Below are 13,497 nucleotides of genomic sequence, written 5' to 3'. Positions count from 1 at the left end.
GGTTCCGCCCATCCCGAGGTCCCGCCTGCCATGATTCCCGTCACTACCTTCCGCGACCGCCGCGTCGCGCTGTTCGGTCTCGGCGGTTCCGGCCGCGCCACCGCCCACGCGCTGATCGCCGGCGGCGCCGATGTCATTGCCTGGGACGATGCCATCGCCTCGGTGGAGGCGGCGGACGACGAGGACATCCCGACCGGCGACCTCCGGGCGCTGGAATGGGGGGCGGTGGACGCGCTGGTGCTGGCGCCCGGCGTGCCGCTGACCCACCCGAAGCCGCATTGGAGCGTCGAGCTCGCCCGCGCTGCCGGCGTCGAGGTGATCGGCGATATCGAATTGTTCGTGCGCGAGCGGCGGACGCAGGCGCCGGGCGCGCCGATGGTGGCGATCACCGGCACCAACGGCAAATCGACCACTACGGCGCTGATCGCGCATCTGTTCCGCTTTGCCGGACGCGAGGCGCCGATCGGCGGTAATTTCGGCCCGGCGATCCTGTCGCTCGACCCGCCCGCGCCCGAGCGGGTGCATGTGATCGAGTGCTCGTCCTATCAGATCGACCTGGCGCCGACGCTGGACGCCAGCGTCGGCATCCTGCTCAATCTGTCGCCCGATCATCTCGACCGCCACGGCGACATGGCGCATTACGCCGCCGTGAAGGAGCGCCTGGTCGCCGGCGTCGGGACCGGCGGCACGGCGGTGGTCGGGGTCGACGACGAATGGAGCCGCGCCATCGCCGACCGCCTCGATGTAGCGGGCCGCAAGCTGGTGCGGATTTCGGTGCTGCACCGGCTCGGTGACGGCATCTGCCGCGATGGTGACACGCTGCTGGTGCGCGAGGGCGGCCGCACCGTCTTCACCGTGCCGCTCGCCGGCATCGGCTCGCTGCGCGGCGCCCACAACGCCCAGAACGCCGCCGCCGCCTTCGCCGCCGCTTCCGCGCTCGGTCTCGCGCCGGAGGTGATCGTCGAGGGGCTGAAGAGCTTCCCCGGCCTCGCGCATCGCATGGAGCAGGTGCGGACGATCGGCAGGGTGCTGTTCGTCAACGATTCCAAGGCCACCAATGCCGATGCGGCGGAGCGGGCGCTGACCAGCTTCGAGGACATCTACTGGATCCTGGGCGGCAAGCCGAAGGCCGGCGGCATCGAGCCGCTGCGCCCGTTGTTCGGCCGGGTGCGCAAGGCCTATCTCATCGGCGAAGCGGCGGAAGCCTTCGCGGCGACGCTCGGCGATGCCGTGCCGTTCGAGATGTGCGGCACGCTGGAGGCCGCCATCCCCGCCGCCGCCCGCGACGCTTCCATCTCGGTGGTGGCGCATCCTGTGGTGCTGCTTTCCCCTGCCTGCGCGAGCTTCGACCAGTTCCCGAATTTCGAGGTGCGCGGCGACCGTTTCCGCACGCTGGTGCAGGGGTTGCCCGACGCCTGATCTGCCTTAAGCGTCCGTCAACCTTAACCGGATGATACTGGCCGGCGGCGGGGGGTAGCCCGCGGCTGGAGAGTGGCGTTCCATGATTTCCCGTGCCGAGAGGACCGTGGTCGGCGAGTGGTGGTGGACGGTTGACCGTCTGCTTCTGGGGGCGCTGGCGGCGCTGATGATCATCGGCATCGTGCTGGCGCTGGCGGCCAGCCCGCCGGTGGCTTCCCGCCTCGGCATCGCCGACCCGTTCCACTTCGTGAACCGCCAGGTGATGTTCCTGCTGCCGGCACTGATCGTGCTGATCGGCACCTCCTTCCTGTCGCCGAAGCAGATCCGGCGGGTGGCGCTGGTGCTGTTCCTGCTGTTCCTCGGCCTGGTCTGCGCCACGCTGGTGTTCGGCCCGGAAGTGAAAGGCGCGCGGCGCTGGCTGAATATCGGCCCGATCGCGCTGCAGCCTTCCGAATTCCTCAAGCCGAGCTTTGTCATCATCGCCGCGTGGCTGTTCTCGGAGAGCGTGCGCCGGCCGGAAATGCCGGGCCAGATGATGGCGGTGGCGCTGCTTGGCAGCGTCGTCACCCCGCTGGTGCTGCAGCCGGACTTCGGCCAGACGATGCTGGTGTCGCTGGTGTGGGGCGGGCTGTTCTTCCTCGCCGGTCTGAGGATGATCTGGGTGGTCGGGCTCGGCGGCGTCGGCGCGGCGGGGCTGTTCCTCGCCTATCAACTGGTCCCGCACGTCACCAAGCGCATCGACCGGTTCCTCGATCCGGAATCGGGCGACACCTACCAGATCGATCTCGCCATCGATTCTTTCCTCAATGGCGGCTGGCTGGGGCAGGGGCCGGGCGAAGGCACCTTCAAGAAGATGCTGCCGGACGGGCATACCGACTTTATCTTCGCCGTCGCGGCGGAGGAATTCGGCGCGGTGCTGTGCATCATGATCGCCTGCCTGTTCGCCTTCATCGTGCTGCGGGCGTTGAGCCGGGCGATGCATGACGAGGACCCGTTCGTTCGTTTCGCCGTCGCCGGGCTTGCCATGCTGTTCGGGCTGCAATCCTGCATCAACATGATGGTCAACCTGCACATGATGCCGGCCAAGGGCATGACGCTGCCCTTCGTCTCCTATGGCGGCTCCTCGCTGCTGTCGCTGGCTTTCGGCATGGGCATGCTGCTGGCGCTGACCCGCCGCCGTCCGCGCAGCGCGACGCTTGCCGAGCTGGAGCGGCTCGGCACCCGCCTCGGCTCGCCGGCGTCGACGCCGGCCGCCGCGACCGCGTGAGGCCATGGCGATGGCCGTTGGAGCGGGCGATGCGCCTCTCGTCCTTATCGCTGCCGGTGGTACCGGCGGCCATCTGTTTCCTGCCGAGGCGCTGGCAAATGCATTGAGCCGGCATGGCGTGGTGGTCGATCTAGCGACCGACGAGCGGGCGGCGCGCTATGCCGGCCACTTCCCCGCCCGCCAGCTCCATGTGCTGCCCGCCGACACGATGCGCGGCCGTTCGCCGGTGGCGCTGGCAAGGACTGCGCTGGCGCTCGGGACCGGGCTGGTGAAGGGGCTGGCGCTGGTGCGCCGGCTGAAGCCGGCGGCGATCATCGGCTTCGGCGGCTATCCGACGGTGCCGCCGCTGCTGGCCGGCACGCTCTCCGGGCGACCAACACTGATTCATGAGGCCAACGGGGTAATGGGTCGGGCCAACCGGCTGCTGGCCCCGCGCGTCACCGCCATCGCCCTCGGCTATCCCGACGCTGTGGCGGGCGATGCCGCGCTCAAGGCCAAGGCGCATCACACTGGCAATCCGGTGCGCCCGGCGGTGCAGGCCGCCGCCCGCCTGCCGTTCGAACTTCCGGCGCCGGACGGGGAATTCCGGCTGCTGGTGTTCGGCGGCAGCCAGGGCGCCCGCATCATGAGCGAGATCGTGCCGCCGGCGGTGGAGAAGCTGCCGCCGGAGTTGCGCGCGCGGCTGCGGATCACCCAGCAATGCCGGCCGGAGGACATTGCCGACGTCCGCGCCGTCTACGACCGGCACGGGGTGCGGGCCGAGCTGGCGCCTTTCTTCGACGACCTGCCGGCGCGCATGGCGCTGGCGCATCTCGTCGTCGCGCGTTCCGGCGCCTCCACGGTGGCGGAGCTGAGCGTGATCGGACGCCCCTCGGTGCTGGTGCCGCTGCCCGGGGCGCTGGATCAGGACCAACTGGTCAACGCCACCTCGCTCGCCCGCGCCGGCGGGGCGCTGCTGATGCCGCAGGCCGAGTTCACGCCCGCGCATTTCGCTGCCGAGCTGGCGCGGCTCATGAATGAGCCGGCCGCGCTCGAGGCGATGGCGCGGACTGCGCGCGACACCGGCCGGGCGGATGCCGACGAGCGTCTTGCCGATCTCGTCCTGCGAATAGCCAAGATCGATGTTTAGGGCGGCGGGGATGACGGAGCGTCGTGCCTCGTCTAATTGCCTCGTCTCATCCTGCCCGCCCGCCGGAAGGCCAGTCGCCGACCGGCTGAAAAGGACATAGCCGCATGAAGCTTCCGCTCTCCCTCGGTCCCATCCATTTCGTCGGCATCGGCGGCATCGGCATGAGCGGCATCGCCGAGGTGCTGCACAATCTCGGCTATACGGTGCAGGGCTCCGACGTCGCCGAGAGCGCCAATGTGAAGCGCCTGACCGAGAAGGGCATCACGGTCCATGTCGGCCACGCCGCCGAGAATCTCGACGGCGCCGAGGTGCTTGTCGTCTCTTCCGCCATCAAGCGCGACAATCCCGAGCTGGTCGCCGCCCGCGCCAAGCGCCTGCCGGTGGTGCGTCGCGCCGAGATGCTGGCCGAGCTGATGCGGCTGAAGAGCTGCGTCGCCATTGCCGGCACCCATGGCAAGACCACCACCACCTCGCTGGTGGCGACGCTGCTCGACGCGGCCAATCTCGATCCGACGGTAATTAATGGTGGAATCATAAACGCTTACGGCACCAATGCCCGCCTCGGCGATGGCGAATGGATGGTGGTGGAGGCGGATGAGAGCGACGGCACCTTCCTCAAGCTGCCGGCTGAGGTGGCGATCGTCACCAATATCGACCCCGAGCATCTCGACCATTTCGGCACCTTCGAGGCGGTGCAGCAGGCGTTCCGCAGCTTCGTCGAGAACGTGCCGTTCTACGGCTTCGCGGTGATGTGCATCGACCATCCGGTGGTGCAGGCCCTTGTCGGCCGTGTCGAGGACCGGCGCGTCATCACCTATGGCGAAAACCCGCAAGCCGATGTCCGCATTACCGAAATCGACCTTAGGGGCGGCCAGTCGCGCTTCACCGTGGTGTTCCGCGACCGCGAGGGCGGCGTGGCGCAGGAGCTGCGCGACCTCGTGCTGCCGATGCCCGGCCGGCACAATGCGCTGAACGCTACCGCTGCCATCGCGGTGGCGCGGGAGCTCAAGGCGAGCGACGAGCAGATCCGTGCCGCGCTGGCCGGCTTCGGCGGCGTCAAGCGGCGCTTCACCAAGACCGGTGAGGTGTACGGTGTGACCATTTTCGACGATTACGGCCACCATCCGGTGGAAATCGCCGCGGTGCTGCGGGCGGCCCGCGCCTCCACCGAGGGGCAGGTGATCGCGGTGGTGCAACCCCACCGCTACACCCGGCTGGATTCGCTGTTCGACCAGTTCGCCACCTGCTTCAACGATGCCGACCACGTCATCGTCGCCGATGTCTACGCGGCCGGCGAGGCGCCGATCCCCGGCATCGACCGCGACCATCTGGTGGAGGCGCTGCGGGCGCGCGGGCATCGCTCGGTGCAGCCGCTGCCGTCGCCGGAGGCGCTGGCCGGCATGGTGAAGGGGCTGGCGAAGCCGGGCGACTACGTCATCTGCCTCGGCGCCGGCAACATTACCCAATGGGCCTATGCGCTGCCGGGGCAGCTGGAAGCGAAGGAGCTTGAGGCGAAGGAAACCGGCGCGTGAGCTTTCCCGACCTGACCGCCGACCTCGCCGCCCGGATGCCGGAGCTGCGCGGGCGGCTGCTCGCCAACCAGCCGCTGGCGCCGCTCACCTGGTTCCGCGTCGGCGGGCCGGCGCAGGTGCTGTACACTCCCGCCGACGAGGACGACCTCGGCTATTTCCTCGCCCGCCTGCCGGAAGAGATCCCGGTGACGGTGGTCGGGCTCGGCTCGAACCTCATCGTGCGCGACGGCGGCGTCGCCGGCGTGGTCGTCCGCCTTGCCAGGGGCTTTTCCGACATCGAGGTGGAGGAGGGGCATCGCCTGCGCGTCGGCGCCGCGGTGCCGGACGTCAAGCTCGCCCGCGCGGCGGCGGATGCCGGCATCGCCGGGCTGGCCTTCTATCGCGGTATTCCCGGCGGCATAGGTGGTGCGCTGCGGATGAATGCCGGCGCCCATCACGGCGAGACCAAGGACCGGCTGATCGAGGCCCGCGCCGTCGACCGGCAGGGGCGGCTGCACGTGCTGAGCAATGCCGATTTCGGCTTCAGCTACCGCCATTCCGGCGTGGCGGCGGATCTGATCTTCACCCGCGCGCTGTTCCAGGGCGAGCCGGGCGAGACGGCCGACATCCTGGCCGAGATGGACCGAATCACCGCCGCCCGCGAAGCCTCGCAGCCAATCCGCGAGAAGACCGGTGGCTCCACCTTCAAGAACCCGCCCGGCCAGAAGGCCTGGCAGCTGGTCGATGCCGCCGGCTGCCGCGGCCTCGCCCGCGGCGGGGCGCAGGTGTCGCAGATGCACTGCAACTTCCTGATCAATACCGGCGGCGCCACCGCGGCCGATATCGAGGAACTGGGCGAGGAGGTGCGGCGGCGGGTGAAGTCCGGCTCCGGCATCACGCTGGAGTGGGAAATCAAGCGGATCGGTGTCCCCGCCCCGGGGGCTACCCCGTAGATCGGCGCGGCGGCGGCTCCGAGGCCCGGCCTGCGAGCGGGGACGGCGCACGACCGTCGCGAGGGTGGAAGGGGCCGTCACGCGCGATCGCGGCGGCTGGGAGAGGGGCATGGCGGGGCAAATGGAGCGCGCCGGCTGCCGTGCCGCGAATCGCGGCGGCGGGGGCGAGAGGGGCCGGGTCGGCCCTGGCGGGCCGGCCGGTAGCGGGAGGCCGCGTTGGACCCGCAGGCGCGTGCCGCCGATGCCGGTCGGGGCGGCAAAAGTTAACATATTCGCAGTGGATGCCGGTGAAGGGCCGGCGGGCTTAATGCGGGCTTAACCGCCGGCAATCCGCCCGGGCGGGGATCGGTGAAGCGCTTCTACCCGCTAGAGAAATTCCTCCCGGCCTAAGGTTCTAGGATTACGGGGCAAAATGCGGTCCGGGCGGTTCGCGCCCCAATCTGCCCGCCAGAATTTTACCGAATATTTACCAAAAGGTACGGATGCTGTCCCTTACGGCGCACCGCGCGCTCGGCTGTCGGGGCATCAGCAGGACGGACTTCCGCCATGACGGCCGGACCGGAGACAAACCGGTCTGGTCTATCTGGAAGTCAACACGCAGCCCGGATGATCGAGACGTCGTCGGTGCCCGAACTGGCAGCCCATGCGGGTTATTCGTTCGGCGAGCTTGTGAGATGAATGGTGGTGGACGCGTCGCTCGATCGGTGAATCCGGGTCAAAAGCCCGGATACGGCACGGGCGCGGCCAAGGCGAATCAGGGACGCGGCAGCGCCGAGAACCGCGCAGCGCCGAATCGCGCGACGGCAGCCGCCGTCGCGGCGGATGGCGGGCGCACGCGCTTTGCGAATCGGGTGATCATCAGCGGCAAGCGGCTGCTGGTGGGCTTCGCCGGCTCGCGGGCGGCGAGCTGCGGCGCCGGAACTTGGCTGGTGGCGGCGCTGTTCGCGGCGACCGGCGCCTACGGCCTCCAGCGCGGCGGGCACATGCCGCAGGCGATCGAGATCGTGCAGGACATGGCCGACGGCGTCGCCAACATCGCCGGCTTCAAGATCCGCACCGTGAACCTTTCCGGCCAGAACCACGTCAGCCCCGGCGACATCCTCGCCACGGCCGGGGTGAAGCCGACCTCCTCGCTGCTGACGCTGGACGCCGAAGAGGCGCGCATGCGGCTGGAGCAGCTGGCCTGGATCAAGCGCGCCACGGTGCAGAAGCTCTATCCCGACCGGCTCGACATCCAGGTGGTGGAGCGCGAAGGCTTCGCGCTCTGGCAGAAGGACGGCAAAATCAACGTCATCGCCCGCGACGGCACGGTGATCGCGCCCTATTCCGACGACCCGCGCTACATCCGCCTGCCGGTCGTGGTCGGCGAGGGGGCGCAGAACCATGTCACCGAGATCGTCGAGGCGCTGGGGCTGGTGCCGGGGGTGCGCGACAAGGTGCGCGCGGCGATCCGCGTCGCCGACCGGCGCTGGACGCTGAAGATGCGCAACGGCATCGATGTGCGCCTGCCGGAGACCGGCATGGCCGGGGCGCTGCAGGAACTCGCGGTGCTCGACCGCGACAAGCAGTTGCTGACGCGCGACGTGACCATCATCGACCTGCGTCTGCCCGACCGCGTGTCGGTGCGCCTGTCCGACGCCGCCTATGAGGCGCGCCAGCCCGATCCCAAGGCCAAGAAGAAGGCGCCCAACACATGAGCGTGCGCGCGCCCTACGACATCGTTCCCAAGATGCGCCCGCTGTCGCCGCGCCGCTCCGGCGTGGTCGGCGTCTTGGAGATCGGCACTTCCAAGATCGTCTGCCTGATCGCCCGGCTGAAGCCGCGCGATGCCTCGATGACGCTGCGCCGCCGCAGCCACGCCATCGAGGTGCTGGGCGTCGGCCACACCAGCGCCCACGGCATCAAGGGCGGCACCGTCGCCGACATGGAGCGGGCCGAGCATTCCATCCGCCGGGCGGTGGACGCCGCCGAGCGCATGGCCGGGGCGCAGATCGCCTCGGTCATCGTCTCCATGGCCGGCGGACGCCTCGGCTCCGAGCATTTCAACGCCGAGGTCGAGCTGCCCGAGCCGGCGGTCGCCGAGGGCGATATCCGCCGCGTGCTCGACGCCGCCTCGGCTTTCGCCGTCGGCGACGGCCGCGCCGTGCTGCACGCGCTGCCGGTGAGCTACACCATCGACGGCGTGCCCGGCGTCGCCGAGCCGCGCGGCATGCTGGGCCGGCGCCTCGGCGTCGACCTGCACGTCATCACCGCCGACGCCTCGGCGGTGCGCAACCTGCTGCTCTGCGTCGAGCGCTGCCATCTCGGCGTCGAGGCGATGGTGGCGGCGCCCTATGCGGCGGCACTCTCGGCGCTGGCCGACGACGAATCCGAACTCGGCACCGTGCTGATCGATTTCGGCGCCGGCACCACCACCGTCGCGGTGGTGGTCAACGGCCATTGCGTGCATGTCGACGGCATCGCGGTCGGCGGCCAGCACATCACCAACGATGTCGCGCGTGGCCTCTCCACCCGCCTCGCCGATGCCGAGCGGCTGAAGAGCCTGCATGGCGGGGTGATCGCGGTCGGCGCCGACGAGCGCGAGATGCTCACCGTGCCGGCGATCTCCGAGGACCAGCGCGACCTGCCGCGCACGGTGCCGAAATCGCGGCTGCTGCACATCATCCGCCCGCGGGTGGAGGAAATCGTCGAGCTGATCCGCGACCGGCTGGTCGCCTCCGGCCATGCGGCCGACGCCGGCCGCCGCATCGTGCTCACCGGCGGCGCCAGCCAGCTCACCGGCCATGCCGAACTGGTCGGCCAGATCCTCGGGCCGCAGGTCGGCTCGCTGGTCCGGGTCGGCCGCCCGCTCGGCATTTCGCGGCTGCCCGAGGCGGTGCGCGGCGCCTCCTTCGCGGTGGCGGCCGGCCTGCTCGTCTATCCGCAGGTGGCCGGGCTCGAGCATTTCGAGGCGCGTCGCCGCCGCGTCTCCCAGGGCAGCTCCGACGGGTATTTCTCCCGCGTCGGGCACTGGCTGCGGGAGGCGTTCTGACCATGGTTCATCACATCCGCGCCGGCGGAACCGGCACCACAGAAATCGAGTCGGGACGTGTGCCCGCCGGCGTTAGGGGACAGATTCAATGACCATCAACCTCCAGGTGCCTGATATTCGCGAGCTGCGCCCCCGCATCACCGTGTTCGGCGTCGGCGGCGCCGGCGGCAACGCCGTGAACAACATGATCACGGCGGGCCTGTCGGGCGTGGACTTCGTGGTGGCCAATACCGATGCGCAGGCGCTGGCGCTGTCCAAGGCCGAGCGCATCGTGCAGATGGGCGTCGCCGTCACCGAGGGCCTCGGCGCCGGCTCGCAGCCGGAAGTCGGCCGCGCCGCCGCCGAAGAGGCGCTCGACGAGATCCGCGACCATCTCGCCGGCGCCCACATGGCGTTCATCACCGCCGGCATGGGCGGCGGCACCGGCACCGGCGCCGCCCCGGTGATCGCCCGCGCCGCCCGCGAGCTCGGCATCCTCACCGTCGGCGTGGTGACCAAGCCGTTCCACTTCGAAGGCCAGCGCCGCATGCGCATCGGCGAGATGGGCATCGCCGAGCTGCAGAAGAGCGTCGACACCCTCATCATCATCCCGAACCAGAACCTGTTCCGGGTGGCGAACGAGAAGACCACCTTCGCCGACGCCTTCGCCATGGCCGACCAGGTGCTGTATTCCGGCGTCGCCTGCATCACCGACCTGATGGTGAAGGAAGGCCTGATCAACCTCGACTTCGCCGACGTCCGCGCGGTGATGCGCGAGATGGGCAAGGCGATGATGGGCACCGGCGAGGCCTCGGGCGAGAAGCGCGCCTTGCACGCCGCCGAGGCCGCCATCGCCAACCCGCTGCTCGACGAGGTGTCGATGCGCGGCGCCCGCGGCCTGCTGATCTCGATCACCGGCGGCCGCGACCTCACCCTGTTCGAGGTGGACGAGGCGGCGACCCGCATCCGCGAGGAAGTCGACCCGGACGCCAACATCATCCTCGGCGCCACCTTCGACGAGACGCTGGAAGGCATCATCCGGGTGTCGGTCGTCGCCACCGGCATCGATCCGGCGGTGATCCCGGAGCAGATCCCGCACAGCCTGTCCAACCTCGCCGACATTGGCGGGCGCCGCATGTCCAATGCCGGCCGCGCCGCCGTCGAGGCCCGCCGCGATGCCGCCCTGCGCTCGGTCGCCTCGGCGCTGAGCGAAGAGCCCAGCATGCACCAGCAGGCTTATGAGCCGACCTTCGCCGCGCCCAGCGCCGGCGAGCACGTCTATGCCGACACCGGCTATGCCCAGCAGGCGCCGATGCCGGCCGCGGCCATCGACGACGTCACCATCCGCCAGCTGCCGCCCAAGCCGCAGCTCTATGTCGAGCCGCAGCCGACGCAGGCCGGGGCGTATGACTACCAGGACGAGGCGATCGAGCCGTTCATCCCGCCGCAGGCCGAGCGTCCCGAGCAGCGCGCGCCGCGCATGCCGCGCGTCGAGGAACTGCCGGTGCCGGCGCAGAACCAGATCCGCGCCGCCCGCGGCGAGCCGACCGAGCAGCAGCATGCCGAGAAGAAGCGGATGACGCTGCTGCAGCGCCTCGCCCATGTCGGCCTCGGCCGCCGCGACGAGGAGGAGGAAGTCGATCCGCCGGCGGAGATGCGTCCGGTGGTGCGCCGCGCGCCGCAGCAGCAGGGCTATGCCGAGGAGCGCCCGCTCGCCGAGCGTCGCCCCGAATCGTCGGAATTCGCCAAGCGCCCGGCCCAGCGTCCGGTGGACGCCCATGGCCGTCCGCAGGCGGCTCGCCCGGCCGAGGACGACCATCTCGACATTCCCGCCTTCCTGCGCCGCCAGGGCTGAGGCAGGCGGTAACGAGATCCCGGTAACGATCTGTTATCCACGTCGTAACGCAATGCAGCGCCCGGACCGGAAGGTCCGGGCGTTCGCTTTTGTTTTTAAGGCTTTATTTGCCATGCAGGGTGTATTGCAGGACGGTAACAGACGGTAAGCAAGCGTGATTTGGCACGCAGGTAGCCGCTGACTATCGTGCAGTCAGACAGTGCCGCCAGGGGATTCGCGTCTCCACCGAACCTTGGTGGCCGATTGTGACTGTATCGGGATCTTAAGGGGGAATTTCGCCGTCTTCGGCGTGTTCCTGGGATGACGGAATGAACGCAGTAAGTCAGACCACTCTTGCCGACAGCGTCGCCTTCAGCGGCGTTGGCGTTCATTCCGGCAAGGCAGCGCGTATGACGGTTGCTCCCGCCCCGGCCGATACCGGCATCGTTTTCCTGCGTTCCGACGCCTCCCGCTCCGTGCGCGCCTGCCGCGACGCGGTGCGTGGTAGCGACCTCGCCACCGTGCTGCGCGACGAGAGCGGCCCGGCGGTCTCCACCGTCGAGCATCTGCTCGCCTGCTTCGCCGGCCTCGGCATCGACAATGCTCGCGTCGAGATCGATGGGCCGGAAGTGCCGATCCTCGATGGCAGCGCCGATGAATTCGTCACCGCCATCGACGAGGTCGGCATCGTCGAGACCGGCAGCGCCCGCCGCTACCTCAAGGTGCTGAAGACCATCCGGGTCGAGACCGAGACCGGCTTCGGCGAGCTGTCCCCCTATGATATGGGCTTCCGGCTCGAGGTCGAGATCGATTTCGCCCACGCCGCCATCGGCCGCCAGCGCTATGCCGCCACCGTGTCGCCGGAAGTGTTCCGCCGCGATCTGGCGCCGGCCCGCACCTTCGGCTTCCTCAGCGATGTGAACCGCCTCTGGGAGGCCGGCTATGCGCTCGGCGCTTCGCTGGAGAACACCATCTGCGTCAGCGAGGACGGCGTGGTGAACGAGGGCGGGCTGCGCTGGTCCGACGAGTTCGTCCGCCACAAGGCGCTCGACGCGGTCGGCGATCTCGCCCTTGGCGGCCTGCCGCTGCTGGGGCGCTACCGTTCCTATCGCGGCGGCCACAAGCTGAATTTCGCGGTGGTCGACGCGCTGCTGGCCGATCGTTCGGCCTATGAGATCGTCGAAGCCCGGCTGCCCAGCCGTCGTGCCCTGCGCGGCACGGCCGGTCTCGGCATCGCGGTGGCGGTGCCGGCCCACGCGCCGGAACTCTGAGTTTTACCAACGGCGCATCCGGCGATTGTCGGTGACGCCACGCCGCCGGAGCGGCTTTGCGGGGCTTCGGCATCCCAGCCGCCATAATCCGGTCGGAAAGCGGCGCTAGCGGCTAACCAAGGACTTTTGTGCCGGGCAGGAGCCGCGGCAGGGAGCGGTGGCTCCGGATCGGGATCGAAAGCTGTGATGCGTCTTCTCCATCTCGCCGGTCGCAACGTGCCGGCGCCGCGAACCGCTCGTGTCGCCGGCCTGTTCGCGCTGGCCTTCGCCGCCCTCCCGATGGCCGGCTGCGCCAATCTGTTCGACACCAAGGAAGAAGAGCTGGTCGTGCCCGACGTGCCGGCCGAGCAGCGCTACAATGAGGCCCTGACCCTCATGCAGAAGGAGGACTACTCCGGGGCGCTGACGCGCTTCGAGGACGTAGACCGCCAGCACCCCTATTCGGAATGGGCACGCAAGTCGATGCTCATGACCGCCTATATCAACTACTCGCTGGGCAAGTATGACGAGTGCATCGGCGCCGCCAAGCGCTACCTCGCCTTGCATCCCGGCTCGCCGGACGCCGCCTATGCGCAATATCTGGTCGCGGCGGCGAATTTCGACCTGATCCCCGACATCTCCCGCGACCAGACCCGCACCCAGCGGGCCATGGACGCCCTCGACGAGGTGGTCCGCAAATATCCCGACACGGAATATGCGGTCAGCGCCAAGAAGAAGCTCGAGGTCGCCCGCGACCAGCTCGCCGGCAAGGAGATGATGATCGGGCGCTATTATCTCGATCAGCGCAACTATGCCGGCGCCATCAACCGCTTCAAGGTGGTGGTGACTCGATACCAGACCACCCGCCATGCCGAGGAGGCGCTCTACCGCCTGACCGAGGCCTATATGGCGCTCGGCGTGGTCAACGAAGCGCAGACCTCGGCGGCGGTGCTGGGCTATAATTTCCCGGAAAGCAGCTGGTACAAGGACGCCTACAAGCTGGTGGAATCGCGCGGCGTCAACCCGAAGATGAACGAGCAGTCCTGGATCGCCAAGGCGTTCCAGGGTTTCAAGCTCGGCTCCTGACGCGCCGACCGGCGCGCCGGTCGACCAGCGGCGATTTC

The 13,497-nt window shown here is 69.3% G+C and carries 10 protein-coding genes and 1 pseudogene; all 11 read left to right on the top strand.

Annotated features, from left to right (window positions below; translation table 11 throughout):
- The first annotated feature begins 30 nt into the window (after positions 1-30).
- The 11 genes and pseudogenes from murD to KHC24_RS09530 all read left to right on the top strand — a co-directional run bounded on the left by murD (position 31) and on the right by KHC24_RS09530 (position 13,459).
- Positions 31-1,419 carry a UDP-N-acetylmuramoyl-L-alanine--D-glutamate ligase gene (murD, locus tag KHC24_RS09575; protein WP_213362977.1) on the top strand — a complete coding sequence of 463 codons (1,389 nt, stop codon included), beginning with the start codon at positions 31-33 and terminating at the stop codon, positions 1,417-1,419.
- An 82-nt stretch (positions 1,420-1,501) separates the two neighbouring features.
- Positions 1,502-2,686 carry a putative lipid II flippase FtsW gene (gene ftsW, locus KHC24_RS09570; protein ID WP_213362976.1) on the top strand — a complete coding sequence of 395 codons (1,185 nt, stop codon included), beginning with the start codon at positions 1,502-1,504 and terminating at the stop codon, positions 2,684-2,686.
- Positions 2,687-2,696: 10 nt separating this feature from the next.
- On the top strand, positions 2,697-3,815 hold the full coding sequence (gene murG / locus KHC24_RS09565) for an undecaprenyldiphospho-muramoylpentapeptide beta-N-acetylglucosaminyltransferase (RefSeq protein ID WP_213362975.1): 1,119 nt from the start codon (positions 2,697-2,699) through the stop codon (positions 3,813-3,815).
- Positions 3,816-3,919: 104 nt separating this feature from the next.
- On the top strand, positions 3,920-5,347 hold the full coding sequence (gene murC / locus KHC24_RS09560; RefSeq protein WP_213362974.1) for a UDP-N-acetylmuramate--L-alanine ligase: 1,428 nt from the start codon (positions 3,920-3,922) through the stop codon (positions 5,345-5,347).
- Entirely contained in the window at positions 5,344-6,279 is a 936-nt protein-coding gene (murB, locus tag KHC24_RS09555) for a UDP-N-acetylmuramate dehydrogenase (RefSeq protein WP_213362973.1), read from the top strand. Before murC ends, murB begins: the two co-directional genes overlap by 4 nt.
- A 398-nt stretch (positions 6,280-6,677) precedes the next feature.
- A pseudogene (locus KHC24_RS25035) lies at positions 6,678-6,957 on the top strand (D-alanine--D-alanine ligase); the annotation flags it as partial.
- Positions 6,958-7,130: 173 nt separating this feature from the next.
- The gene (locus tag KHC24_RS09550; protein WP_271180492.1) at positions 7,131-7,976 is read left to right on the top strand and encodes a cell division protein FtsQ/DivIB; all 846 of its coding nucleotides are present in this window, start codon (positions 7,131-7,133) and stop codon (positions 7,974-7,976) included.
- Positions 7,973-9,310: a cell division protein FtsA gene (gene ftsA, locus KHC24_RS09545; protein WP_246546448.1), complete on the top strand. Its 1,338-nt coding sequence runs from the start codon at positions 7,973-7,975 to the stop codon at positions 9,308-9,310. Before KHC24_RS09550 ends, ftsA begins: the two co-directional genes overlap by 4 nt.
- Positions 9,311-9,398: 88 nt before the next feature.
- Complete coding sequence (gene ftsZ / locus KHC24_RS09540; RefSeq protein WP_213362971.1) at positions 9,399-11,144, top strand: cell division protein FtsZ; 1,746 nt, start codon at positions 9,399-9,401, stop codon at positions 11,142-11,144.
- Positions 11,145-11,452: 308 nt separating this feature from the next.
- Positions 11,453-12,394, top strand: coding sequence for a UDP-3-O-acyl-N-acetylglucosamine deacetylase (lpxC, locus tag KHC24_RS09535; protein ID WP_213362970.1), 942 nt, complete (start codon positions 11,453-11,455; stop codon positions 12,392-12,394).
- Between the two features lie 186 nt (positions 12,395-12,580).
- Positions 12,581-13,459, top strand: a complete 879-nt coding sequence (locus KHC24_RS09530) for an outer membrane protein assembly factor BamD (RefSeq protein WP_213362969.1) — start codon at positions 12,581-12,583, stop codon at positions 13,457-13,459.
- Positions 13,460-13,497 lie beyond the last annotated feature (38 nt).

Origin of the sequence: Ancylobacter defluvii (genome assembly GCF_018390605.1) — a bacterium.
Classification (GTDB): Bacteria; Pseudomonadota; Alphaproteobacteria; order Rhizobiales; family Xanthobacteraceae; genus Ancylobacter; species Ancylobacter defluvii.
Note: the sequence above shows the minus strand (reverse complement) of the source record. Positions and strands in the feature narration are given on the sequence as shown.

Coding starts and splice junctions, on each gene's coding strand:
- murD (WP_213362977.1), top strand. CDS start 31: ATGATTCCCGTCACTACCTTCCGCGACCGCCGCGTCGCGCTGTTCGGT.
- ftsW (WP_213362976.1), top strand. CDS start 1,502: ATGATTTCCCGTGCCGAGAGGACCGTGGTCGGCGAGTGGTGGTGGACG.
- murG (WP_213362975.1), top strand. CDS start 2,697: ATGGCCGTTGGAGCGGGCGATGCGCCTCTCGTCCTTATCGCTGCCGGT.
- murC (WP_213362974.1), top strand. CDS start 3,920: ATGAAGCTTCCGCTCTCCCTCGGTCCCATCCATTTCGTCGGCATCGGC.
- ftsA (WP_246546448.1), top strand. CDS start 7,973: ATGAGCGTGCGCGCGCCCTACGACATCGTTCCCAAGATGCGCCCGCTG.
- ftsZ (WP_213362971.1), top strand. CDS start 9,399: ATGACCATCAACCTCCAGGTGCCTGATATTCGCGAGCTGCGCCCCCGC.
- lpxC (WP_213362970.1), top strand. CDS start 11,453: ATGAACGCAGTAAGTCAGACCACTCTTGCCGACAGCGTCGCCTTCAGC.
- KHC24_RS09530 (WP_213362969.1), top strand. CDS start 12,581: ATGCGTCTTCTCCATCTCGCCGGTCGCAACGTGCCGGCGCCGCGAACC.